This is a genomic window from Methylobacterium carpenticola, from assembly GCF_042748905.1.
Classification (GTDB): Bacteria; Pseudomonadota; Alphaproteobacteria; order Rhizobiales; family Beijerinckiaceae; genus Methylobacterium; species Methylobacterium carpenticola.
In genome coordinates, this window is record NZ_JBHZEO010000001.1 from 1115920 (window position 1) to 1139610 (window position 23691).

General features: G+C 71.9%; 24 protein-coding genes and 2 tRNA genes. 17 read left to right on the forward strand and 9 right to left on the reverse strand.

Annotated elements, in window-relative coordinates:
- Positions 1-358: 358 nt before the first annotated feature.
- Positions 359-1651, forward strand: coding sequence for a flagellin N-terminal helical domain-containing protein (locus ACE101_RS05425; protein WP_379126580.1), 1293 nt, complete (start codon positions 359-361; stop codon positions 1649-1651).
- Positions 1652-2025: 374 nt separating this feature from the next.
- Here the strand turns inward: ACE101_RS05425 and ACE101_RS05430 are convergent.
- A tRNA-Ala gene (locus ACE101_RS05430) sits at positions 2026-2101 on the reverse strand.
- A 109-nt stretch (positions 2102-2210) separates the two neighbouring features.
- Here ACE101_RS05430 and ACE101_RS05435 point away from each other — a divergent pair.
- From ACE101_RS05435 to ACE101_RS05445, 3 genes are all read left to right on the forward strand, one after another.
- Positions 2211-2498, forward strand: a complete 288-nt coding sequence (locus ACE101_RS05435; protein WP_379126582.1) for a YggT family protein — start codon at positions 2211-2213, stop codon at positions 2496-2498.
- Positions 2499-2501: 3 nt separating this feature from the next.
- Positions 2502-2825, forward strand: coding sequence for a DUF167 family protein (locus tag ACE101_RS05440; RefSeq protein ID WP_379126584.1), 324 nt, complete (start codon positions 2502-2504; stop codon positions 2823-2825).
- Positions 2826-2967: 142 nt separating this feature from the next.
- On the forward strand, positions 2968-4014 hold the full coding sequence (locus tag ACE101_RS05445; RefSeq protein WP_379126586.1) for a MaoC family dehydratase: 1047 nt from the start codon (positions 2968-2970) through the stop codon (positions 4012-4014).
- A 102-nt stretch (positions 4015-4116) separates the two neighbouring features.
- On the opposite strand, the gene mntR is transcribed toward ACE101_RS05445, so the two are convergent.
- Entirely contained in the window at positions 4117-4578 is a 462-nt protein-coding gene (gene mntR / locus ACE101_RS05450) for a manganese-binding transcriptional regulator MntR (RefSeq protein ID WP_379126588.1), read from the reverse strand.
- 187 nt (positions 4579-4765) lie between these two features.
- On the opposite strand from mntR, the gene ACE101_RS05455 reads away from it, so the two are divergent.
- Genes ACE101_RS05455 through ACE101_RS05465 form a run of 3 tightly spaced genes read left to right on the forward strand, consistent with a single transcriptional unit; the run spans position 4766 to position 6989 of the window.
- Positions 4766-5461 carry an ABC transporter permease gene (locus ACE101_RS05455; RefSeq protein ID WP_379126589.1) on the forward strand — a complete coding sequence of 232 codons (696 nt, stop codon included), beginning with the start codon at positions 4766-4768 and terminating at the stop codon, positions 5459-5461.
- Positions 5458-6192, forward strand: coding sequence for an ATP-binding cassette domain-containing protein (locus tag ACE101_RS05460; protein ID WP_379126591.1), 735 nt, complete (start codon positions 5458-5460; stop codon positions 6190-6192). The genes ACE101_RS05455 and ACE101_RS05460 overlap by 4 nt, the downstream gene beginning before the upstream one ends.
- A complete protein-coding gene (locus ACE101_RS05465; RefSeq protein WP_379126593.1) occupies positions 6162-6989 on the forward strand; it encodes an ABC transporter substrate-binding protein in 828 nt (275 codons plus the stop codon). Before ACE101_RS05460 ends, ACE101_RS05465 begins: the two co-directional genes overlap by 31 nt.
- Positions 6990-7355: 366 nt before the next feature.
- On the opposite strand, the gene ctrA is transcribed toward ACE101_RS05465, so the two are convergent.
- The gene (gene ctrA / locus ACE101_RS05470) at positions 7356-8057 is read right to left on the reverse strand and encodes a response regulator transcription factor CtrA (RefSeq protein WP_379126594.1); all 702 of its coding nucleotides are present in this window, start codon (positions 8055-8057) and stop codon (positions 7356-7358) included.
- A 492-nt stretch (positions 8058-8549) separates the two neighbouring features.
- On the opposite strand from ctrA, the gene fliI reads away from it, so the two are divergent.
- Together fliI and fliJ are read left to right on the forward strand one after the other, a co-directional pair.
- The gene (gene fliI / locus ACE101_RS05475) at positions 8550-9911 is read left to right on the forward strand and encodes a flagellar protein export ATPase FliI (RefSeq protein WP_379138495.1); all 1362 of its coding nucleotides are present in this window, start codon (positions 8550-8552) and stop codon (positions 9909-9911) included.
- Between the two features lie 116 nt (positions 9912-10027).
- The gene (gene fliJ, locus ACE101_RS05480; protein ID WP_379126596.1) at positions 10028-10435 is read left to right on the forward strand and encodes a flagellar export protein FliJ; all 408 of its coding nucleotides are present in this window, start codon (positions 10028-10030) and stop codon (positions 10433-10435) included.
- Positions 10436-10447: 12 nt separating this feature from the next.
- On the opposite strand, the gene ACE101_RS05485 is transcribed toward fliJ, so the two are convergent.
- Complete coding sequence (locus tag ACE101_RS05485; RefSeq protein ID WP_379126598.1) at positions 10448-11044, reverse strand: GNAT family N-acetyltransferase; 597 nt, start codon at positions 11042-11044, stop codon at positions 10448-10450.
- Between the two features lie 150 nt (positions 11045-11194).
- On the opposite strand from ACE101_RS05485, the gene ACE101_RS05490 reads away from it, so the two are divergent.
- The 3 genes from ACE101_RS05490 to ACE101_RS05500 all read left to right on the forward strand — a co-directional run bounded on the left by ACE101_RS05490 (position 11195) and on the right by ACE101_RS05500 (position 14110).
- A complete protein-coding gene (locus ACE101_RS05490) occupies positions 11195-12085 on the forward strand; it encodes an alpha/beta hydrolase (protein WP_379126600.1) in 891 nt (296 codons plus the stop codon).
- A gap of 127 nt (positions 12086-12212) precedes the next feature.
- Positions 12213-13262 carry a lysylphosphatidylglycerol synthase domain-containing protein gene (locus ACE101_RS05495; protein ID WP_379126602.1) on the forward strand — a complete coding sequence of 350 codons (1050 nt, stop codon included), beginning with the start codon at positions 12213-12215 and terminating at the stop codon, positions 13260-13262.
- A gap of 2 nt (positions 13263-13264) precedes the next feature.
- On the forward strand, positions 13265-14110 hold the full coding sequence (locus ACE101_RS05500; protein ID WP_379126604.1) for a class I SAM-dependent methyltransferase: 846 nt from the start codon (positions 13265-13267) through the stop codon (positions 14108-14110).
- A gap of 148 nt (positions 14111-14258) precedes the next feature.
- Here ACE101_RS05500 and ACE101_RS05505 read toward each other — a convergent pair whose 3' ends face one another.
- Together ACE101_RS05505 and flhA are read right to left on the reverse strand one after the other, a co-directional pair.
- Positions 14259-15233, reverse strand: a complete 975-nt coding sequence (locus tag ACE101_RS05505) for a cation diffusion facilitator family transporter (protein ID WP_379126605.1) — start codon at positions 15231-15233, stop codon at positions 14259-14261.
- 88 nt (positions 15234-15321) lie between these two features.
- Complete coding sequence (flhA, locus tag ACE101_RS05510) at positions 15322-17436, reverse strand: flagellar biosynthesis protein FlhA (RefSeq protein WP_379126607.1); 2115 nt, start codon at positions 17434-17436, stop codon at positions 15322-15324.
- A gap of 344 nt (positions 17437-17780) precedes the next feature.
- Between flhA and ACE101_RS05515 the strand changes: the two genes are divergently transcribed.
- Entirely contained in the window at positions 17781-18170 is a 390-nt protein-coding gene (locus ACE101_RS05515; protein WP_379126609.1) for a hypothetical protein, read from the forward strand.
- Between the two features lie 76 nt (positions 18171-18246).
- Positions 18247-19077 carry a hypothetical protein gene (locus ACE101_RS05520; protein WP_379126611.1) on the forward strand — a complete coding sequence of 277 codons (831 nt, stop codon included), beginning with the start codon at positions 18247-18249 and terminating at the stop codon, positions 19075-19077.
- Positions 19078-19274: 197 nt separating this feature from the next.
- Here ACE101_RS05520 and ACE101_RS05525 read toward each other — a convergent pair whose 3' ends face one another.
- Together ACE101_RS05525 and ACE101_RS05530 are read right to left on the reverse strand one after the other, a co-directional pair.
- Positions 19275-19661 carry a tautomerase family protein gene (locus ACE101_RS05525; RefSeq protein ID WP_379126613.1) on the reverse strand — a complete coding sequence of 129 codons (387 nt, stop codon included), beginning with the start codon at positions 19659-19661 and terminating at the stop codon, positions 19275-19277.
- Between the two features lie 2 nt (positions 19662-19663).
- Complete coding sequence (locus tag ACE101_RS05530; protein ID WP_379126615.1) at positions 19664-20233, reverse strand: DUF4865 family protein; 570 nt, start codon at positions 20231-20233, stop codon at positions 19664-19666.
- 93 nt (positions 20234-20326) lie between these two features.
- On the opposite strand from ACE101_RS05530, the gene ACE101_RS05535 reads away from it, so the two are divergent.
- Both ACE101_RS05535 and ACE101_RS05540 read left to right on the forward strand, forming a co-directional pair.
- Positions 20327-21190, forward strand: a complete 864-nt coding sequence (locus tag ACE101_RS05535; RefSeq protein ID WP_379126617.1) for a LysR family transcriptional regulator — start codon at positions 20327-20329, stop codon at positions 21188-21190.
- Between the two features lie 1267 nt (positions 21191-22457).
- Entirely contained in the window at positions 22458-22667 is a 210-nt protein-coding gene (locus ACE101_RS05540; RefSeq protein ID WP_379126619.1) for a hypothetical protein, read from the forward strand.
- A gap of 17 nt (positions 22668-22684) precedes the next feature.
- Here the strand turns inward: ACE101_RS05540 and ACE101_RS05545 are convergent, their stop codons facing one another.
- Positions 22685-23062, reverse strand: a complete 378-nt coding sequence (locus ACE101_RS05545) for a response regulator (RefSeq protein ID WP_379126621.1) — start codon at positions 23060-23062, stop codon at positions 22685-22687.
- Positions 23063-23482: 420 nt separating this feature from the next.
- Here ACE101_RS05545 and ACE101_RS05550 point away from each other — a divergent pair.
- Positions 23483-23572: transfer RNA gene (locus ACE101_RS05550), tRNA-Ser, on the forward strand.
- The last annotated feature ends 119 nt before the right edge of the window (positions 23573-23691 follow it).

Here is a 23691-nt window from a genome sequence, read left to right on the forward strand (position 1 = left end):
GATTCCTGCGCCGTGGAGCGGTCCACAGCCATTTCGAAAATGGACACCGGCCGAGATGTCGGCTTTAATCGATCGTTAATCTCGCGGTGGGCGACCCGATACGGTCGGCAGCATTGCAGCCGGTGGCGCCCACCGTGGGGCATCACCGCAGAATGACTGCGAAACCATTTGTTACCCTTAATCCAACATTAACCATGAGCGGGAATAAGATGCCCTTGCGACGACGACCGCGCAGGGCGCCGCCGCGGACTGGAGCGCCGGAGGCGGCTTTCCGCGACGACGCCCTGCGGGATCCATCCTTGGGACGACACCACGCCATTGCGAGCGGCCCCGCCGGGGCGCATCCGGGAGTGCCACCTTGACCAGCCTGCTCACCAACACCTCCGCGATGACGGCCTTGACGACGCTCAAGTCCATCGCCTCGCAGCTCGACATCACCAGCAACCGCGTCTCGACCGGCCAGCGCGTCTCCAACGCCTCCGACAACGCCGCCTACTGGTCGATCGCCACCACGATCCGCACCGACAACGCCTCGCTCGGCGCGGTGAAGGACGCGCTCGGCCTCGGCTCCTCGGCGGTGGACACGGCCTATACGGGCGTGAACAACATCATCACCAGCCTGCAGAACCTGCGCAGCAAGCTCCAGACCGCGACGGCCTCCACGGTCGACCGCACGAAGGTGCAGGAGGAGGTCAAGGCGATCCTGGCCCAGATCAAGGCCTACGCCGACTCGTCGGTGTCGAACGGCCAGAACTGGCTCTCGGTCGATTCCAGCGACCAGACCACGTACAAGAACACGCAGCAGGTCGTGGCCGGCTTCAGCCGCGACAAGACCGGTGCGATCACCTTCTCGACGGTCGACATCGACGTGTCCTCGATCCGCCTCTACGACAAGGCGGCGAGCGTGACGGCGGCCACGGCCGCGAAACTGGTGGCCGGCACGGCCTTCAGCGGCACGGCGAACCTGAGCGGCTCGAATAGCGCCTCGCTGTCGATCACGGTCAACGGCGGAGCCGCCGAGTCGATCGCGCTCGACGCGACCGCCATGGCCGGCGTGGCGGCGGATCTCACGAAGGTGACGAAGGACGAGCTGCTGTCGGCGATCAACAAGAGCATCGCCAACAACACCAACCTTGCCGGCAAGGTGACCGCCAGCCTCGACGAGTCGGGACGCCTCAGCCTGCAGACGACCGAGACCGGCGCGGACAAGTCGATCTCGATCACCGGCGGGGCGGTCGACATCGGTTTCGGCGCCACCCCGGTCAGCGCGACCGGCACCGCGAGCAGCACGACCGGGGTCGCCGGCGCCGGCGGCATCCTGGACAGCGGCGCCACCCGCATCACGGATATCGACATCACGGCCGCCAACGCCAACATCAACGACCTCATCACCGCGGTCGACAAGGCGGTCGCGGCGGTGACCACGGCCGGCACGAAGCTCGGCGCCAAGAAGACGCAGATCGACACGCAGGTCGGCTTCGTCGACGCGCTGATGAAGGCGAACACGCGCACCATCGGTACGCTGGTCGACGCCGACATCGAGGAGGAATCGACCAAGCTGAAGGCCCTGCAAACTCAGCAGCAGCTGGGCATCCAGGCGCTCAGCATCGCCAACTCGTCGAGCCAGAACGTCCTCTCGCTGTTCCGGTAAGCCGCGAGCCTCCCGGGAATCGCGCATCGGCGCCGTCGGCGGAACCGCCGGCGGCGCTCTCGTTGTTGGGCCGATCCGCCGCGGTGATCGGCGGACGGACCGTCCGGTCGGCATGCGCGCCGGCCGCGTGCCGTCGGATCGCCCGGGACGGCGGCGGACCTGCGAATTCGAAGAAGGGAAGGGACGCCGTCCGCGGCAGCGTCGCGCGGATCAGCGCCGATTGCCGCAGAGATCGCATCCGAGGCTGCGCTCACCGGCGACGCAAACGGGCAGTCATACCCGCGCTCGGCCCGCGGTCAACGGTGCGAAACCAATCATTTACCGTGAGTCTTGCCTCGTCCCTCCGCCAACCCCCTGAACGTACTGGGGAAGGTTGGTGGAGCTGAGGGGATTCGAACCCCTGACCTCCGCAGTGCGATTGCGGCGCTCTCCCATCTGAGCTACAGCCCCGGCGAGGCGGGGGCCTTGTAGGCCGGCCCGCTTCAGCCTGTCAATTCCCTTTCCCGCCCCGAATTGCACATCGTGCCTTTTTCGGGCGACGAGGACCTACGGACCGCGCATGCGCTCGCTTCTCTGGCTCATCGACAACATCATCACGCTCTACGTGTACCTCCTGATCGCCAGCGCGATCCTGAGCTGGCTGGTGGCCTTCAACGTGGTCAACGTGCGCAACCCGGTGGTCTCCCAGATCGGCGAGTTCCTCTATCGCGTGACCGAACCGGCCCTGCGGCCGATCCGCCGCATCCTGCCCAATCTCGGGGGCATCGACATCTCGCCCATCATCCTCGTCCTGCTGCTGTTCTTCCTGCGCAACCTGATGTTCGAGGTCTTCGCCTCGCTGGCCTGAGCGATGGCCGGCGAAACGCCCTGGCGCATCGTTCCGGCCGGGCTGGAGCTGCGCGTGCGCGCCACCCCGCGGGGCGGGCGCGACGCCATCGACGGGATCGAGACCCGGGCCGACGGGCTCCCCGTGCTCAAGGTGCGGGTGCGGGTCGCGCCCGAGGACGGGGCCGCCAACGCGGCGATCCGCGACGTCCTGAGGGCGGCCCTCGGCTGCCCGGCCCGGGCGGTGCAGCTCACGGGCGGCGCCACCGCCCGGATCAAGACCTTCCGGGTCGAGGGGGACGGCGAGGCCCTCGCCCGCCGGCTCGCCGCCGTGCTGCCCGCCGGCTGACCGGACGAAAGGCGTATCGCGCCGGCTCGCGGTGCAGTGCGACAAGGCGCCGGGGCGAACCGGCGCCGCCGCCGCTTGCGCGGATCCGCGCCGGCGGCTTGGCTGTGCGGCAGCTCCGCGCCAGACCCTCCGAGGATCGACGATGAAGACCAATCCGGGCCGGTTCTTCGAGGATTTCCGCCTCGGCGAGACCATCCGCCACGCCACCCCGCGCACCGTCACCACCGGCGACGTCGCGCTCTACACGGCTTTGTACGGGCCGCGCTTCGCGGTGCAGTCCTCGGACGCCTTCGCGCGCGCCTTCGGCTATCCCCAGGCGCCCCTCGACGACCTCCTCGTCTTCCACGTCGCCTTCGGCAAGACGGTCCCGGACATCTCGCTCAATGCGCTCGCCAATCTCGGCTACGCGGAGGGCCGCTTCCTGCGGCCGGTCTATCCCGGCGAGACCCTGTCCTCGGTCTCCGAGGTGATCGGCCTCAAGGAGAGCTCGAACCGCCAGACCGGCGTCGTCTATGTCCGCTCGACGGGCTACGACGCCTCCGGCGCGGCGGTGCTGACCTATTGCCGCTGGGTGCTGGTGCGCAAGCGCGATCCGCAGGCCGCGATCGCCGAGGAGGCGGTGCCGCAACTCGCCAAGGCCGTGCAGGCGAGCGACCTCGCGCCCGCGCTGCCGGTCCTCGATCCGGCCGCCTACGACACGGTGCTCGCCGGCAGCCCGCACCGCTTCGGCGACTACGTGGCGGGCGAGCGCATCGACCACGTCGACGGCATGACCGTCGAGGAGGCCGAGCATCAGATCGCCACGCGCCTCTACCAGAACACCGCCAAGGTGCATTTCGACGCCCACGCGGTGAAGGAGACGCGGTTCGGGCGGCGGCTGATCTATGGCGGCCACGTCATCTCGCTCGCCCGCGCCCTCAGCTTCAACGGGCTCGCCAACGCCTTCTCGATCGTCGGCATCAATGCCGGCCGGCACGTGGCGCCGCTGTTCGCCGGCGACACGGTCTATGCCTGGAGCGAGGTGCTCGAATGCGCCGACCTGCCGGGCCGCAGCGACGTCGGCGCCCTGCGGCTGCGCACGGTGGCGACGAAGAACCAGCCCTGCGGCGCCCATCCGGACCGGGCGGGCGACGGCTACGACCCGGCGGTGATCCTCGACCTCGATTACTGGGCGCTCATGCCGAGGTAGCGCGCCGAAGTAGCGCGAGCCGGACCGCGTCGTGGCCGAGGGCGTGTTCGACCGCTCTCCGCCACCGCCCCGGGTCGATCCGGCATCCGGCCGGCGCCGCCCTCACGCGTCCTTGCGGCCGGCGGTGAAGCGCTGGAAGGCCTCGAGGGTCTCGCGGCTCACATGATGCTCGATGCCCTCCGCGTCGCACCGGGCGACGTCGGGGCTGACCCCGAGGGCGAGCAGGAAGGCCTCCACGATGCGGTGGCGCTCGCGCGATTCGGCGGCGAGCGCGCGGCCGGCCTCGGTCAGGAACACGCCGCGATAGGGGCGCTGCTGCACCAGGCCGTCCTCGGCGAGGCGCTTGAGCATCTTGGCGACGGTCGGCTGCGCCACCCCGAGGCGCGCGGCGATGTCGACCTGGCGCGCCTCGCCGGTATCGCCGATGAGGTCGGCGATGAGTTCGACGTAATCCTCCACCAGCTCCAGGCGGCGCGCCTCGCGCACCTGCCGGAACCCGGCGGAATGCGCTTCGGCATCGACGAGCCCGGGCTCATCCCGGTGGTCTCGGGGCAGATCCTGCATGGGGTCGAGAATTCCGCCTCGGGTTCGGGGCCGCGTCACGCCTCTTCTTAGACGAGGCCGGCCCGGGTGTGCAGGGGGCCTCGGCCGGGTCGGGTGAGGGCCGCGGTGGGCATATGCAGCGGTTTTCCTATTGTGCCGCGGATCCGACCCATTGCATCAGCAGCCGACCCGACGCCCCGCGGAGCCGATGGCCGAGACCCTTCAGGACACCGTCGCGAAGCTGGCGAGCCTCGACCGCGAGGTGATGGCGATCGCGTGGCTGTCCCTGCGGGTGAGCCTGTCGGCGGTGCTGTTCGGTTCCTGCCTCGGCATCCCGCTCGGGGCCCTCGTGGCCGTTGCCGCCTTCCGCGGGCGCCAGACCCTGGTCGGCCTTCTCAACGCCCTGATGGGCCTGCCGCCGGTCATCGTCGGCCTCGTCCTCTACCTCCTGCTGTCGCGCTCAGGGCCGCTCGGTCCCGTGGGCCTGCTGTTCACCCCGGAGGCGATGATCGCGGCCCAGACCGTGCTGGTCACGCCCCTCGTCGCGGCCCTGTCCCGGCAGATCCTCGCCGATGCGGAGGCGCATCTCGGCGAGCAACTCCGCTCCCTGCGCCTCGGCCCCGTGCGGCGGGCGGCGGCCCTCGTCTACGACGCGCGCTTCTCCCTCCTCACGGTGGTGCTGGCGGCCTTCGGGCGCGCGATCTCGGAGGTCGGCGCGGTCCTGGTGGTGGGCGGCAACATCGCCGGCCAGACCCGCACCATGACGACCGCGATCTCCCTCGAGACGCAGAAGGGGGATCTGCCCCTCGCTCTCGCGCTCGGTGCCGTGCTGATCGGCCTCGTCCTCGCGGTGAACGCGGCGGCGGCGCTGCTGCGGGCCTACGCGGCGCGGGCCTACGGATGAGCCCGGCGCTGCCCATCGTCCTCGACGGCCTGACCTACCGGGCGGGCGGGCGGGCGATCCTCGATCGCCTGAGCCTGCGCGTCGAGGAGCCCGGGATCACCGCGGTGATCGGCCCGAACGGGGCGGGCAAGAGCGTCATGCTGCGCCTCCTCGACGGTCTGCTCGTTCCGAGCACCGGGCGCATCCGGATCGGGCCTTCGGGCGCTCCCGCGGCCCGGCGGGCCTTCGTGTTCCAGCGCCCGGGCCTGATCCGCGCGAGCGCGGAGCGCAACATCCGGCTGGCGCTCGGTGTCGGCGGGCTCTCCCGGCCGGAGCGGGCGGCCCGCACCGCCGCGGCCCTCGCCCTGGTGGGGCTCGCCGCGCGCGCCCGCGATCCGGCGACGCGGCTCTCCGGCGGCGAGCAGCAGCGCCTCGCCCTGGCGCGCGCCTGGGCGGTGGCGCCCGACCTCCTCCTCCTCGACGAGCCGACCGCCAACCTCGACCCCACCGCCACCGAGGCGGTGGAGCGGGTGGTCGCCACGATGGCGCGGGCGGGTACCAAGGTGGTGCTCGTCTCCCATCACCTCGGCCAGGTGGCGCGGCTCGCCCGCGACGTTGTCGTCCTGTCGCAAGGCCGCGTGGTCGAGCACGGCCCGGCCCGGCAGGTCCTGTCCGATCCTCGCGCGCCCGAGACCCGGGCCTATCTCGCCGGAGAATTGCCGTGGACCGCCTTCGCCGCCTGCTCTGCCTGACCCTGGCCGCCATGCTCGCGGCGGCGCCCGCGCGGGCCGCCGCGAGCATCACGGTCGCCTCGACCACCTCGACCGAGCAATCGGGCCTGTTCGGCCACCTGCTGCCGCGCTTCACGGAGGCCACCGGCATCGCCGTGCGGGTCGTCGCCCTCGGCACGGGGCAGGCCCTCGACGTGGGCCGGCGCGGAGATGCCGACGTGGTCCTCGTGCACGACCCATCCGCCGAGGAGGCCTTCGTGCGGGATGGATTCGGGGTGAAGCGCTTCCCCGTGATGTACAACGACTTCGTCGTCGTCGGCCCGAAGGACGACCCGGCCGGCGCGGCCGGCCGCGACGTGGCCGAGGCCTTCCGGCGGATCGCGGCCGCCAAGGCCCCCTTCGTCTCGCGCGGCGACCGTTCGGGCACGCACGCGGCGGAGCTGCGGGTCTGGCGCGAGGCCGGGCTCGATCTCGGGGCGGTGCGCGGCTCCTGGTACAAGGAGATCGGCCAGGGCATGGGGCCGGCGCTCAACGCGGCCTCGGCCACCAATGCCTACCTGCTCGCGGATCGCGGCACCTGGCTCGCCTTCAAGAACCGCGGCGATCTCAAGGTGCTGGTCGAGGGCGATCCGCGCCTGTTCAACCAGTACGGCGTGATCCTGGTCGATCCGGCCAAGCACCCGCACGTCAAGGCGCGCGAGGGGCAAGCCTTCATCGACTGGCTGGTCTCCCCGGCGGGGCAGGGCGTGATCGCGAGCTACACCATCAACGGCGAGCCGCTCTTCGTTCCGAATGCCGGCAGCAATCCCGGCAAGTAGCGGCGTTTGATGCCCGGGGCCGGGCGGGCGGCTTCGCGTCGCCCCAGGCCGCCCCGGCCGCGCACGAGGGCATCCACGAGGGCCTCACGGTGCGGCTGCCGCGGCCCCTCGCGGGCAGGGCCTTCCCGGTCGCGGGGGGCTCGCCGGGGATGTTTCTCCGCGCCGACGATCGCCGCACGGGGCGTCGCCGTGGCGATCGGCTCGCTCGCGGATGTCTCTGGATGCGCAGGATCGCGCGCCCGGGCGACGACGGCCTCCAGGGCCTCACCCTCGGGGCGAGAGCGCACCCGTCGCCGCGGACCGGCCGGTCCGCGCGTGAATTCGGAGAGGACGCGCCGGCGGGTTCGCCGCCGGCCGCGTTCGGGATCACACCGCGATGCGGTCCTCGTCGTCGTTCGGCTCGCGCAGCACGTAGCCGCGGCCCCACACCGTCTCGATGTAGTTCTTGCCCTGGCTGGCATTGGCGAGCTTCTTGCGAAGCTTGCAGATGAAGACGTCGATGATCTTCAGTTCGGGCTCGTCCATGCCGCCGTAGAGATGGTTGAGGAACATCTCCTTGGTGAGCGTGGTGCCTTTCCGGAGCGAGAGGAGTTCCAGCATCTGGTACTCCTTGCCGGTCAGGTGGACCCGGGCGCCCGAGACCTCGACGGTCTTCTGATCGAGGTTCACGATCAGGTCGCCCGTGGTGATCACCGACTGGGCGTGGCCCTTCGAGCGGCGCACGATCGCGTGGATGCGCGCGACCAGCTCGTCCTTGTGGAACGGCTTGGTCAGATAGTCGTCGGCGCCGAAGCCGAGACCCTTCACCTTGTCCTCGATCCCGGCCATGCCGGACAGGATCAGGATCGGCGTCTTCACCTTGGCGACCCGCAGGCTGCGGAGCACCTCGTAACCCGACATGTCGGGCAGGTTCAGGTCGAGGAGGATGATGTCGTAGTCGTACAGCTTGCCGAGATCGACGCCCTCCTCGCCGAGGTCGGTGGTGTAGGTGTTGAAGTTCTCGGACTTGAGCATCAACTCGATGCTCTGCGCCGTGGCGCTGTCGTCCTCGATCAGAAGTACGCGCATCTCAGTCCCCAAGCCCTGGCCCATGAGGGTGAGGCAAACACCCGCCGCCCATCCGCCACCGGCCCGTGGCGGACGCCCGTCTGCATTCGACTCGCGACGCTATGCCCAAAGCGTTAACAAAGCCTGATTCCGTCCCGCAAGCGCTTCGGATCCATCACATCCGCCAACCCGTTGCGCGTTGTCGTTCCGTTCCGTTCTCCGGCCCTGCCGCGGTCTCGTTTCGTTGGTGGGAAGCCGGGCTAACCGACTCCATTCACTGATCTTCGTTGCCGATGTGACATTCGCGACACGCTGCCGGATTTCCGCCGGCCGGGCGCCGCTCGTCCGGTTCGAGGCAGTGTTAAGGAGACGGGTAAACGGAAGGTTGATGCGATCGCCCCGCGGAACGGCCCTGCACAGGGTGATAGCGCGTTCGCGCGCTGGCGTCGCCGCGGCGGCTCGCACAAATTGCGGGGGACGGCGAAACGATTTCGGGGCCGAGCCGCGGGGGCGCTGGTGATCGACGGGACGGGACAATCGGGGCGCTTCGCGGCGGCCCGCGCGGCGCTCGACGGCATCGAGGGGCTGGAGGTGTTCGGCCGCGTGGTGGCGATCCGCGGCCTCCTGATCGAGGTGGCGGGTCCCGTCGCGGCGATGCGGCTCGGCGGCCGGCTCGACATCGTGGTCGAGGCGCGCGGGAGCGGGGAGACGACCATCCCCTGCGAGATCATCGGCTTCTCGGGGGCGCACGCCCTCGCGATGCCGTTCGGCTCGCTCCAGGGCGTACGGCGCGGCTGCCCGGCCCGGGTGCGGGCGGAGAGCGCGGGGGCGATCCGGCCGTCGCGCGGCTGGCTCGGGCGCGTGGTGGACGCCCTCGGCCGGCCGATCGACGGCCTCGGCCCGCTGCCGCCGGGGCCCGTGGCCTACCCGCTCCAGGCCGATCCGCCGCCGGCCCATGCCCGCCGCCGGGTCGGCCCGCCTCTCGATCTCGGGGTGCGCTGCATCAACACCTTCCTGACCATGTGCCGGGGCCAGCGCATGGGCATCTTCGCGGGGTCGGGCGTCGGCAAGTCCGTGCTCCTGTCCATGCTCGCCCGGGGGGCGGCCTCGGACGTGGCGGTGATCGGCCTCGTCGGCGAGCGCGGGCGGGAGGTGCAGGAATTCCTGCAGGACGATCTCGGGCCCGAGGGTCTCGCGCGCTCGGTGGTGGTGGTGGCGACCTCCGACGAGCCGGCGCTGATGCGCCGCAACGCGGCCTACGTCACCCTGGCGCTCGCCGAGCATTTTCGCGATGCGGGCGCCCAGGTGCTGTGCATGATCGACTCGATCACCCGCTTCGCCATGGCCCAGCGCGACGTCGGCCTCGCGGCGGGCGAGCCGCCCACCGCCAAGGGCTACACGCCGACCGTGTTCGGCGAGCTGCCGCGCCTGCTCGAACGGGCCGGGCCGGGGACGGGGGAGGGGGCGATCTCGGGCCTGTTCACGGTGCTGGTCGAGGGCGACGACCACAACGAGCCCGTGGCGGACGCGGTGCGGGGCATCCTCGACGGTCACATCGTGATGGAGCGGCGCATCGCCGAGCGCGGGCGCTACCCGGCCATCAACGTGCTGCGTTCGGTCTCCCGCACCATGCCGCGTTCCTGCGATCCGGCCTTCCTGCCCGTGGTCCAGCGCGCCCGGCGACTGATGTCGACCTACGCGGACATGGAAGAACTCATCCGTCTGGGTGCCTATCGGTCAGGCTCCTCTGCGGAAGTGGACGAAGCGGTGGCCCTGATGCCCGATCTGGAGGCTTTTCTGGGGCAGAGTAAGGAAGAAGCAACCTCCCTCGGCGAAGGATATCTCCGCCTGGCGGCGATCGTCGGCGGGCCCTGAGCCGGCACGCAGCCGACGTCCGACGCGAGGTCTCGCCTCGCGGCGGCGCCCGCACCGCGTGGCGCTCGGGCAGTAAAGGGCGGCATCGCCGCCCGACGGCGTGGAGTGGGAGCACGATGAAATCGCGGGACACGCTCATCCGGTTGCGACGCTTCCAGGTGGACGAGAAGCGCCGCCGCGTCGCTCAGATCGAGATGATGATCGCGGATTTCGCCCGCATGGCGGCGGAACTTGAGCGCGAGATCGCGCAGGAGGAGCAGCGGGCCGGGATCAACGATCCGGCTCATTTCGCCTATCCCACCTACGCGCGCGCCGCCGCCCAGCGCCGCGACAACATCCGCCGCTCGGCGAGCGACCTCGACGTGCAGCTGGCCGAGGCCAAGGCGGCTCTCGCGGACGCCTTCGAGGAGCTGAAGAAGGTCGAGATCCTGGACGACCGCGAGCGCTCGGCCGAGCGCGCCGCCGAGACGGCCCGCGACCAGGCCGAGATGGACGCGATCGGGCTCGCCCGCGCCCGCGCCTGACCTCGGGGGCCTTCAGGCCAGGACGGGCACGTGCGGCGCGGCCTCGCGCGGCAGGTGTCCGGCCAGACGCGGATCCGGTACGACCTCGATCTGCCGCGCGAAGGCGCGAAAGCCGGACCGCTCGTAGAACGTGACCGCCCCCGGGTGGTCGAAGGTGCAGGTATGCACCCAGACGCGCCGCACCGGCCGCGACCACGCGCGGCGCAGGGCCTCCGTCATCATCCGCCGCCCGATCCCGCGCCCGATCGCCCCGGGCGCGAGCCCGAAGAACGCGATCTCGACCTCGCCGGGGACCCGCTCGTCGAGTTCGAGCAGGCCGAGGTCCTGCCCGTCCTCGCGCCAGGCCCAGGCCGTCACGGCCGGATCGCCGAGGATCGCGGCCAAGGCCGCGTCGTCGATCCGCCGCCGGCTGAACCACAGCCAGGGCGTTCCGATCCGCGCGAACAGGGCCCGGTAGCGCGGCAGGTCGGCGCCGATGGCGTCGAGGGGGAGGGGAGATCCGTCCGTCTCCGGCAGGGCGGGGCGGGCCCGCATCTCCAGCGATGTCACGATCGCGGCGACGTGCGTGTCCGGAACGGGCGTGAGACCGTCGAGGTTGAGTGTCGTCATGCCTCGTCGTGACGCGGGCGCGGCTGCCTTGCAAGCCTCGCCCAAGCTGCGTCGGATCGAGTGGGGACGGGTCGGCTTGACCCTGCGACAGCGCCCGACGCCCGGCCCGGCGCGGCGCTGTCCGCAGGCGGCCGATGGTGAGGGAGCGGGATGGTGACGCAGGACGACGGCGCCGGGGCGCAGCGCTTCCCGGTCGCGCCCGGGCCGGACGGGGCCGTCACGGCCGGGATGATCGCCCGCGCCGACGGTCCGGCCCTCGAATGGATCGAGGCCCGGCCCCTCGGCCAGCCCCGCGGCGCGCCGCTGCTCTTCGTGCACGGGGCGTTCGGCGCCGCCTGGATCTGGCAGGAGATCTTCCTGCCGCATCTGTCCCGGCGCGGCCGGCGGGTGGCGGCGGTGAGCCTGCGCGGCCACGGCGGCAGCCAGGGCAAGCGGCACCTGCGCGAGGCCTCCCTCGGCGACTACCTCGACGACGTGCGCGCCGCCGTGCGGCATTGCGGCGAGCCGCCGGTCCTCGTCGGCCATTCCCTGGGCGGCCTGCTGGCGCAGCGCCTGATCGGGCAGGTGCCGCTGCGCGGCCTCATCCTCCTCGCCCCCATCCCGCCGGACGGCCTCGCCCTGGTGGGGGCGCGCATCGCGCTCACCGATCCGGGTTTCTGGCTGGAGGCCTTCGCCGGGTCGATCCTGCCCGGCCGCGAGCCCGCGATGGCGCTCTTCCGGCACTGGCTGTTCTCGGAGGGGCTGCCGCTGGAGCGGGCCCGCCGCTACGCGGCGCGGATGTCCGCCGAGAGCCCGCTGGCGCTCGCCGAGGCGCACTGGCCCGCGCCGATGCGCTCCGCCGCCTTCGCGGGCCTGCCGGCGCTGGTGGTCGGCGGGGCGCAGGACCGGATGATCTGGCCGGCGACGACGTGGCGCACGGCGCTCTATCACGGCGCCGCGCACCATACGGTGCCGGACATCGCTCATTTCCTGCAGCTCGATCACGGAGCCGAGAGCGTCGCCCGCCTGATGCTCGACTGGATGGACGAGCGCGGCCTCTGATCGCCGCGCGGGCACGAAAGCGTCATGATCGCGTGAAAGGAGGGCGCCCGGCCGGCGGGGCGTCCTTGCGGCCGCGGGTGGGCTCGGGCATCAAACGCGCCGATCGGGAGTGCGGACGGATATCGCCATGAAGAAGTTACGTGAGTTCATCTGGCCGCTCATCGGCCTCGCGGCCGTCGTGGTCTCGATCTACCTGCTCTGGCATCAGCTCCAGGGGCTCTCCATCGCCGATGTCGAGGCGAGCCTGAAGGCGATCCCGCCCCACCGCTACGCGCTCGCCGCCCTCTCGACCCTGGTCGCCTACGGCGCGCTCGCCTGGTACGACCGGATCGCGCTGATCCATCTCGGCGTGAAGGGCATCTCCTGGCTCTTCGTGTCCCTGTGCTCCTTCACGACCTACGCACTGTCGCACAACATCGGCGCCTCGGTGTTCTCGGGCGCCCTGGTGCGCTACCGGGCCTACACGTCGAAGGGCCTCTCGGCCGCGCAGGTCGCGGTGCTGGTGGCGCTCTGCTCCTTCACCTTCGGCCTCGGCACCATGCTGCTCGGCGGCCTCGTGCTGACCCTGCAGCCCGACCTGCTGGCGCGCCTCACCGGCATCCTGCCCGCCGTGATGACGAATCCCGCCACGGCGCGCATCCTCGGGGCCGGCCTGCTCGGCGTGGTCGCGCTCTACGTCATCGGCTCGGTCCTGCATCTGAAGCCGCTGACGATCCGCAGCTTCAAGCTCGCCTATCCGCGCCCGAACGTGATGCTGCGCCAGCTCATCGCGGCGCCGCTGGAGCTGCTCGGCGCGGCCGGCATCATCTACTTCGCCCTGCCGGAGGCCGGGAATCCGGGCTTCCTCGTGGTGCTGGCGGTGTTCCTGGCCTCGTTCTCGGCCGCGCTCGCCTCGCACGCGCCCGGCGGGCTCGGCGTGTTCGAACTCGTCTTCATCACCGCCATGCCCGACCTGCCGAAGGTCGACGTGCTCGCCGCCGTGCTGATCTTCCGCCTGTTCTACCTGCTCCTGCCCTTCGCCATGGCGATCGTGGTGGTGCTGCTGTTCGAGCGCGGCCGTCTCGCCGCGGCGATCCGCGGCAAGGCGCAGGTGCCCCCGGCCGTTCCCGCCGCGCCTGTCGACGGCCCCGGCATCAAGCCGGACCTCCCGGCCGAGCCGGTCCGCAAGGTCGGTTGACGGTGCGGGCGCGGCTGCGCCGGGCGCAAGCCGCGCTGGCGGCCCTCGCCGGTCTCCCGGCCGGCGGGTTCCTCATTCCCTACCGGCACGCCGCCGCGGCGCGCCCGGAGGGCTACCCGGCCCTCGACGCGCTGTTCCGGGCGGCCCTGCCGACCTTCCGCTCCCGCCTCGACGGGGCCGCCGCGCTGGCGGCCGATCTCGGTCGGATCGCCGCGGAAGGGCCCGGCCTGCTGGGTCCCCGTCCGGCCCGGTTCACGCAGGACTGGTTCCCCCGCCTGGACGCCGCCATCGCCTACGCGCTGGTGCGCCAGGAGCGGCCCCGGCGCATCATCGAGATCGGCTCGGGCCATTCGACCCGCTTCATGGCCCAGGCCGTCGCCGATGGCGGGCTGCCGACCGCGATCACCTGCATCGACCCGCAGCCCCGGGCGCCGCTCCCGGCCTCGCCGCGGCTGCGCCACGAGGCGCGCCTGTTCGGCCCCGGCGACGTCGCCGGCGCGGCGGCCCTGGAGCGCGGGGACATCCTCTTCATCGATTCGAGCCACGTGGCGATGCCGGGCACCGACGTCGACCGCCTGCTCCTCGACGTGCTGCCGCGCCTCGCCCCGGGCGTCCTCGTCCACCTGCACGACGTCTTCCTGCCGGACGCCTACCCGCTGGAATGGGCGTGGCGGGGCTACAACGAGCAGGTGGCGGTGGGCGCGCTCATCCAGGGCGGCGCCTTCGCCCTCGATTTCGCGAGCCGCTACGTCGCCACGCGCACCGGCTGGCTCGATGCCGGCCCGCTCGCGGGGCTGCCGCTCGTGCCGGGAGCCTTCGAGACGAGTCTCTGGCTGCGGAAGGGATGAATCCGCGTACGGTTTCCGGTTGATCGCCTGGCGATCGCTGCGCCATCGCTCTCGCCATGCGAAAACCGGCTTCGCTCAGGCGTGCGCGGAGCCCTGCGCCGCGCGGGCTGGTGCCACGCTTTCCGGAAGTGATCGTCCGGAAGGCGTATTATACGACGTGATCGGGCGCGAGCGTGCAGGCCGGACCGCCCGCGAGTTCCACCTGCAGGGTCGCGTGGGCGATGCCGAAGCGTTCGCGCAGCACCTGCCCGCACTCGGCCAGGAAGGCGTTGCCCGGATGCCCTGACGGCATCACGAGATGCGCGGTGAGCGCCGTCTCGGTGGTGCTCATCGACCAGACGTGCAGGTCGTGGACCTCGACGACGCCGGGCCGCTCGGCGAGGCAGCGGCGCACCGCGGCGGGATCGATGCCCGGCGGCACGGCGGCGAGGGACATCGTCACGCTGTCGCGCAGGAGCCCCCAGGTGCCGGCCACGATCACCGCCACGATCACGAGGCTGACCAGCGGGTCGAGCCAGTTCCAGCCCGTCAGCATGATGACGATGGCCGCCACCACGACGCCCGCCGAGACCGCCGCATCCGCCACCATGTGCAGGTAGGCGCCGCGGATGTTGAGGTCGTCCTTGCGGCCGGAGGCGAAGAGCCACGCGGTGAGGCCGTTGACGGCGATGCCGACGAGGGCGACGACGATCACCGTCGTCTCGGCCACCGGGGGCGGATCCGCGAAGCGCAGGATCGCCTCCCAGGTGATGGCGCCCACCGCGACGAGCAGGAACACGGCGTTGAACAGGGCCGCCAGGATGGACGAGCCGCGCAGGCCGTAGGTGAAGCGCGGCGAGGGGGCCCGACGGCCGAGCACCGCCGCCGCCCAGGCCACGACGAGGCCGAGCACGTCCGACAGGTTGTGCCCCGCATCGGCGAGCAGGGCCATCGAGCCGCTCAGGATCCCGAACAGCGCCTCGATGAGCACGAAGCCCGTATTGAGGGCGATGCCGATCGCGAAGGCGCGCCCGAACTCGGCCGGGGCGTGGACGTGCCCGTGATGGCCGTGACCGTGATGGCTGTGCCCGTGATGGCCGTGACTGTGGCCGCCGTGGTCATGGTGCGCGTGGTCGTGTGCCATGGAGCCGAGATATGCCGTCACGATGGGGAAGGCGAGCGCTTCGTGCGGCCGGCGCCTCCCGGGGTCGACGGATCCGGACGCCAGGCGCTCAGACCGATCCCACCGTCTTCAGCCGCGCCCGCGGGTGGATCTCGGCCTGGCTCATCACCGGCGTCTCGCGGCGGAAACGCTCGATGATCGAGCGCACGAAGGGCCGCGCCTGGACCGAGGTGACCAGCACCGGCATCTCGCCGAGGCGGGCGGCGTCCTCGAAGCGGTCCCGCACCGTGGTGACGAATTCCGACAGCCGCGACGGCTGCATGGCGAGGTGGCGCTCGTCGCCCTGGCCGATGATCGATTCGAGGAAGGCGCTCTCCCAGGCCGGCGAGAGGGTGATGATCGGGAGGACCCCGCCCGGCCCCTGGTACTGGGCGCAGATCTGGCGGCCGAGCCGGGCGCGCACGTGCTCCACGATGTCGCGCGGGTTCTTCACGTGCCCGGCCACCTCCGCGATGCCCTCCACGATGGTGCCGAGGTCGCGGATCGAGACGCGCTCGGCGAGGAGGTATTGCAGCACCCGCTGGATGCCCGTGGTGGCGATCTGGCTCGGCACGATCTCCCGGAGGAGGTCGCCGTGCTCCTTGGGCAGTTCCTTGAGGAGCTTCTGCACCTCCACGTGGTTGAGGAGTTCCGCCACGTGGGCCTTGATCACCTCGGTGAGGTGGGTGGAGACCACGGTCGCGGCATCCACCACCGTGTAGCCGCGCAGCTGCGCCTGATCGCGCAGGGCCGCGTCGATCCAGGTGGCCGGCAGCCCGAAGGTCGGCTCCAAGAGGTGCTGGCCGGGGAGCTGCACTTGGCCCCCCATCGGGTCCATGGCCATGAACTGGCCCGGGAAGACCTGTCCGGTGCCCGCTTCGATCTCCTTGACCCGGATGATGTAGGTGTTGGCGTCGAGCTGGACGTTGTCGAGGATCCGCACCGAGGGCATCACGAAGCCGAGTTCCGCCGCGAGCTGGCGGCGCAGGGCCCTGATCTGCTCGGTGAGCCGGTCCTGGCCGCCGGGTCCGTTGACGAGGGCGAGGAGCGCGTAGCCCACTTCGAGCTTGAGGTCGTCGAGCCGCAGGAGGTCCGAGACGGTCTCCTCCTTGGCCGCGCCGGCCGGGGCCGCGGCGGCCGGTGCGTCGGGATCGACGGGCTTCGGCATCCGGGCGATGCGCCGCGCCAGGAAGGCCGCGCCCCCCGCCAGGAACAGGAAGGGCAGCATCGGGATGCCGGGCAGGAGCGCGATCAGCAGCATCACCGCCGCCGACATGCCGAGCGCCTTGGGGTAGTTGGCGATCTGGCGGCCCAGCGCCCGGTCGGCGGCCCCGCGCACGCCCGCCTTCGAGACGAGCAGGCCCGCCGCGGTGGAGACGATGAGCGCCGGCACCTGGCTCACGAGGCCGTCGCCGACCGTGAGCAGCGTGTAGGAATGGGCGGCGGCGGCGAAGCCCATGCCCTGCTGCATCGTGCCGATGATGATGCCGCCCACCACGTTGATCGCCGTGATGAGGAGGGCGGCGATCGCGTCGCCGCGCACGAATTTCGAGGCGCCGTCCATGGCGCCGAAGAAGGCGCTCTCCTCCTCCAGGGCCCCCCGGCGCGCCCGCGCGGTCTTCTCGTCGATGAGCCCGGCGGAGAGATCCGCGTCGATGGCCATCTGCTTGCCCGGCATGGCATCGAGGCTGAAGCGGGCCGCCACCTCGGCGATGCGGCCCGAGCCCTTCGTGATCACCACGAAGTTCACGATGATCAGGATCGCGAAGACGATGATCCCGATCAGGAAGTTGCCGCCCATCACGAAGTGGCCGAAGGCCTCGATCACCTGTCCCGCCGCCGCCGTTCCCTCGTGGCCGTGGCCGAGGATGAGGCGCGTCGAGGCGAGGTTGAGGGCGAGCCGCAGCATCGTGGCGATGAGCAGCACCGTCGGGAAGACCGTGAATTCGAGCGGGTTCTCGATGAACAGGCCCGTCATCAGGATCAGCACGGAGAGGATGATCGAGACGGCGAGCAGGAGATCGAGCAGCAGCGCCGGCAGCGGGAAGATGAGCACCGTGAGGATGCCCATCACCGCGATGGCGAGCACGAGGTCGCTGCGCTTGGTCAGGCCGACGAGGCCGGCGCGGGTCGGCATCGCGAAGGCGCGCACCGCGTCGAGCCCCGTCGCCTTCGCCTCGCTCATCGGTCCTCGCACCCTCGTCGACCCGGCAAGATCTGCCGGGTTCATGGTGAAGGATCCGTTAAGGCGCCCCCTCTGCCGCCTCCCGCGCCGCCGCATCACGCTGAAGCCGGATCAATCATCCCACGGTCAAGCGGGCCTGCTCTTCGCTGCCTTGCAGCAATAAGAGATCGCACCGCCGCCGTGCCGCAACAAAAATGAAGCAAAGGTCCGGAACCGGGACGGTCAAGTTTGGAATAGTGCCCGGCAACGATGATCTTGCGTTGCGGGAGCCGGCGAAAGAAGCGGAACCAAGCGACGGCGTAACGATTGAGACGGTATCCAAACAGGCAAACGTCGAGGAGACCATGCGCACCACCCTGATCACCGTCGCGACCCTGAGCCTGCTCGGGGCCGGGATCGCGCAGGCCCAGACCACCGTGACCGGCGATCCGGCGCGCGATGCCAAGCCCAGCACCCACTCCCAGGGTCAGGAGGCCGTGACCCGGCCGAACACCGACACGGTCGACAAGACCAATCCCAGCACCACCGGCACGCTGACCAACGCCAAGCTCGAGCCCGGCGCCAACAGCTTCACCGAGGGGCAGGCCCGCAGCCGCCTGGAGAAGTCCGGCTTCTCCGAGATCAAGGACCTCAAGAAGGACGATCAGGGCATCTGGCGCGGCAGCGCGATGCAATCCGGCAAGTCCGTCCAGGTCGGCCTCGACTTCAAGGGCAACGTCGCCGTCATGCAGTGACCGGCCGCCCTGAGTCGGCGCGGCCTGATCGACGAAAGCCTCACCCTTCCCGACCTCTCACAGGATGGAGCGCCCCATGGCGACCCGAACCCTTTCGGCCCTGTTCGATTCCTACGATGACGCCGCCGCCGCCGTGCGGAAGGTGGAGGCGGCCGGCGTGCCGCATTCGGACATCAGCATCGTCGCCGGCAACGAGGGCGACCGCTACTCGCGCCACGCGACGACCGGCGACGGCGACACCGCCCACAAGGCCTCGGACGGGGCCGGGGCGGGCGCGAGCGTCGGCACCGTGCTCGGCGGCGGGGCCGGCCTGCTCACCGGCCTCGGCCTGCTGGCGATCCCGGGCGTCGGCCCGGTGGTGGCGGCGGGCTGGCTCGTCTCGACCCTGGCCGGCGCGGGCATCGGCGCCGCGGCGGGCGGGATCATCGGCTCGCTGACCGGCGCCGGCCTCAGCGAGGAGGAGGCGCACAGCTACGCCGAGGGCGTACGGCGCGGCGGCACCCTGGTGACGGTGCGCGCCGATGACGCCACCGCCGATCGGGTGGCGGGCATCCTGCGCGAGCACGGCTCGATCGATATGGACCAGCGCGCGCAGGGCTGGCGCAACGAGGGCTGGACCGGGCGCACCGATCCCACCGGCTCCTACAGCAACCCCGCCACGGTGGCGGGCGGCGAGATCGGCAGCACCGCGATCGGCGCGGCCGGCTCGACGACCACCGGCCTCACCACCGGCGCGGGCATTCCGACGGGCGGATCGCCCTATGCGGAGGGTCCGCCGCCGGCCGCCCGGGCGATGGACGCGGCGGCCGAACGCGACGGCCTCGCCGGCACCACGCGCGAGCGCCACATGGGCATCGAGGACGAGCTGCCCCCGGCCCGCCGCCCGGTCGAGACCGACCGTCGCTGAGCGCGGCGGACATCGCCGCATCGCCGGGTGATCGACGATCGCCCGCAGGGCCCGGCCGGGGGATGCCCCGGCCGGGCTCGTTGGTGAACGGGTCGTCGGCGGACGGCGCGGCCGCATGAGCGGCAGTCTGCGCCCAGCACCTCGCCCTGGTGGCTCAGGACCAGGAGCGAGGGTGGCGAATTCGAGCCGCCACGGCGTCACGTCGGGCCATACTGCATCGCGCCGCGGCCCAGGGACCAGTTCTCCGGCTTCACCTCGATCAAGCTGATCAGCACGTCCTCCGGGCGCAGGCCCGGGTCGCGGGCGAGGCGATCCGCGATGGCCCGGAACAGGGCGCGCTTCTGTGCCGTGCTGCGGGTGTCGTTGCAGGTGATCTGGATGATCACGAGATCGTCGCTGCGCGGGATGTCGAGATAGGTGGCGCCGTAGACGAAGGTCTCCGCCGCGTGCTCGTGGATCAGCATGAAGCGGTCGTCCTCGGGAACGGCGAAGGTCTCGCGGAGCGCGGCGTCGATCCCCATGACCAGGGCGCGCTGCCACGCTGCGTCGCGTCCGGCCCGAAGGGAGATGCGGGTCAGCGGCATCGTCAGACCTCCCCGGCGAAGGCGGCCCAGCCCGGGCGCGCGAGGTGCAGCACCTGATGCAGCCGGCCCGGCGCGTCGGGATCCGGCTCGGCCGCGAGGATCAGGCGCTCCACCTGCCAGCGGGCCGGATCGAGGGCCGACACGGCCGCCGCCGCGCCTGCCGCGACGGCATCCGCCGCGCGCGCCGCCTCCTCGCGGCGGAGGGTGGCGAGGTCGGTGCCGGGCGGGATCGGCGCCACGCCGTGATGCAGGGCGCGGACCGCCGCGCGCTCGACCACCCGCACGGCCAGGGGCAGCAGGATCCGGACATCCGGCCGCCCGAAGCCCGCCTGCACCGCCTCGAAGCGGTCGTCGGTGAGGAAGGCGCCCGCCGCCACGGCGTCGCGCCAGAGATAGAACGATGCGTAGCCGTTGTCCTCGGCGCCGAAGCGCCCGCGCTCGCGGGTTGAGAAGGCCTTGAAGCCGAGCCCCGGGACCGCGTCCCAGAGGGCGCCGCGGGCCGCGACCCGCTCGCGGATGCGATCCATCGCGTAATCGGCTGGAAGCCGGTGACTGTAGTGCATGACCAGCATGGCGAACCTCCCGTTGCGGAGCGGGATCGGTCTTGCCACGCAGGCACCATCACGAACACATATGGCGCTCGATAGTTATGATAAGATGTCGTTATGAATGCACCGCGCCCGCTCGACCTCGATACCGTCCAGGCCTTCGTGCTGGTGGCCGATCTCGGCAGCTTCACCCGCGCGGCGGCTTGGCTCGACACCACCCAGGCCGCCGTCAGTCTGAAGCTGAAGCGCCTGGAGGAGCGGCTCGGCTGCCGGCTGGTCGACCGCACGCCGCGGCAGGTCCGGCTCTCGGAGCGCGGCGAGACCTTCCTGCCGGCCGCCCGCGATCTCCTCGCCGCGCAGGAACGGGCCCTGGCCGATCTGGAGCCCCGGCCCCTGGCGCGGCTCGCCCTCGGCATCAGCGACCATGTCGCAGGCCCCGAACTGCCGGGCCTCGTCGCGCGGCTCTCCGCGCATGATCCGGGTCTCGTGGTGGAGATCCGGATCGCCGCCTCGGCGGACCTGACCGCGGCCTTCGATCGCGGCGCCTTCGACGCGGTGATCGTGCGTGCCCACGACGACCGCCGGGACGGCACGCGTCTCTGCACCGATCCGTTCGGCTGGTTCGCCGCACCGGATTTCCGCCACCGGGACGGCGCGCCGCTGCGTCTCGCGAGCCTCGCGGCACCTTGCGGCGTGCGGGCGACGGCGATCCGGCTCCTCGACCGGGCAGGGCTGCCGTGGACGGAGGTGTTCGTCGGCGGCGGGGTGCTGGCGGTCGGGGCCGCCGTGACGGCGGGCCTGGCGGTGGCCGCCCTGGCGCGCCGGACCGCTCCCTCAGGCGCGCTCGAAGTCGGGGACCGCCTCGGCCTGCCGCCGCTGCCGTCCTCCGACGTGGTCCTGCACGCGCGACCGGCGGCGCCCCGCCTGCGCGGCGCGCTCGCGGTCATCGCATCGGCTTTCCGATCGGCCGCAGCGGGGTAGGGGACGGCCCCAGATCCAGCGGCCGAGGGTGGTTCCGAGCCGGCGGCAGAACAGGGCGGCGCCGATGAACCACGCGAGGCCGAGCCAGAGGGCCTGCAGGAGCGTCAGCGCGGCCGATCCCAGCACCAGCGCCCCGCGTCCGAGCAGGGCGAGGACGCCGCGGCTGCGCGCGCCGAACCGCTCGGCGACCCGGCCGGCGCGGCGCAGGTCGTCGGCGCTCTCGGCCACCGACAGGGCCTGCAGCGTTCCCCGCGTCCCGAGGCGGGCGTGGAGCGCGGCGGCCTCCTCGCCGAGACGGCCGAGGGTGCGGCGCGCACCGGGCCGCAGGGCCGAGCGGATTGCCGTCTTGGCGCCGCCGAGATCGAGGCGGCCGAGGGCGGCGAGCGTGCCCTCGACGGCGCGGGGTTCGACGAGCCCCCGCGTGCCGCGCATCACGGTCGCCTGGAGCGGCTTGGAGAGGCGCCCGGTGCGGGTGGCGAGCTTGAGGGCCGTGGTGCCCGCATGGGCGGGCACGCTCGCGCCGGCCCCGCCGCCGAGGGAGGCCACGGTGATCCCGGTGAGCGCGAGGCCGACCGCCGAGAGGCCGAGCAGGGTCTCGTCGTAGGGCTCCCGGCGCATGAGCTTGCGCCCCTCCGTCCAGAGGTCGCGCAGGTCGCCGTAGCCGACGAGGTCGCCCGCGAGCGCGCCGGCCAGTCCCGGCCAGCCCTCGCCCCGGCCTGTGACGAAGCCCTGCGCGGCATCGGCGACGGCGCGGCGGGAGGCTTCTCCTTGCGAGGCGGCGAGGGCGGCGCGCCGCTCGGGCGCAAGGGGCGTGCCCTCCGCCTCGGCGACGGCCGCGAGGCTCTGGGCCAGCTCCGCATCGCCGGCGGCGAGGGCCGCATCGAATTCGTGCGCGAGGCGCTCGGGCGTGGCGGCGCTCCGCAGCCGGAGTGCGGAGAGGGCGGCCGGATCCTCCGCCGCTGCGCGCAGCTGCCACGCGCTCCAGGCCCCCGGCAGTACGGCGGGGGCGGCCGCCAGCAGAGTGGCCGCGACCGCGACCAGGGCGACGCCCCGGACGATGCAGCGCGGCACGGGACGGTCGGGCGAGGGGCCGGCGGGTGAAGTGCGCAACGTCGGGAGCGGCATCCGGGTCGATCCTTCGTTCCCCACAGATGGGGAACGCGCGCCGTCGCCGCACGGGGCGGGGGTGGAACGGCGCCGCGCCGTCGGACGGGACGGCGCGGCGCCTTTTAACGACGGCTTAACCATGCGCGCGCCGAATGCGCCCATGCCGAACAGCCCGTCCCCCCCGACCGATTGCTACGATCCGCTGGCGGATGCGCGGGAGCTTCATGCCCGGATCGAGGCCCTGCGCCACGCGATGCGGCTCCAGATCCGCGCCCTCGACGGCATCGAGCGGCGCTTGACTCCCCTGCGCCCGGAAGGCCGCGAGGGCGCCGCGCGACTGCGGGCGCTCAAGGCCGGCGGAATGCTGTAGCGCGACCGCGCCGGGTCTCACCGGCGGTCCATCACGGTCCGGAGGACCTCCAGGATGTCGTCGCCGCGGCAGGGACGTGCGACGAACTGCGCGCCCGTGGGCATGCGGTCGGGATCCGGCTTGGCGCGACCGGAGACGATCACGACCGGGAGCCCGGGCCGCATCTGGACGGCGTTCCGCGCGAGATCGAACCCGTCGGTCTTGCCCGAGAGCTCGACATCCGTGATGAGCGCGACGATGTCCGGCCGGCTGTCGAGGAGGCTGATGGCGCGCTCCGCGGAGGCCGATTGGACCGTCTCGAAGCCGGCATCTTCGAGCACGTCGCTCAGATCCATGATGGTGAGAGCCTCGTCCTCCACCACCAGCACCACGGGCCGTTCGCCCGGTCCGCTCACGCTCTCGTTCCCCACAATCAACTCCCTCACGCGGCTCGGCCCGCCCGGCCGGCACGCCCGGCGGGCGCTCCATGCGGAGGGCAGGCTGATCTTGCGTCGTTCATCGGTCCGGCGCTGCGCTGGCCGATGGACCAAACGAGGACGGCCCGCGCCGGTTGCAGGCCGCGGCCGTCCCCCGCCGCTGCCCGCGGCTGTCCCGCCCTGGAGCGAGGCTCCTCCCAAGGTCGGGCGGCGGGGCGGCCTTGTCCAGTCCGCAGCGCGCCGTCGCCGCGCACGGGGCCGGGCCGGGGTGGCCGATCCGCCACAGGCGCGGGCGCTCGGGAGCGATTCCGCTCGAACGGAAGCTTGCGCCCGCCCGCGCACCCCGCTAGAGGACGGCATCTCATCGGTGACCGTGTGACACGGCCGCATCGACGGGATGGAGAGGTGGCCGAGTGGTTGAAGGCGCACGCCTGGAACGCGTGTATACGGGCAACCGTATCGAGGGTTCGAATCCCTCTCTCTCCGCCAGATCCTTCTAAGCTTCTGTTGCATAAAGTTTTTTCTTCACTTCCACCGGCTCGTGCGGTGACGCTGTGTCACCGTGGCCGTGTCGGGGGTGAGGTCCGCCGTGCGGCGTAGCTGCGATG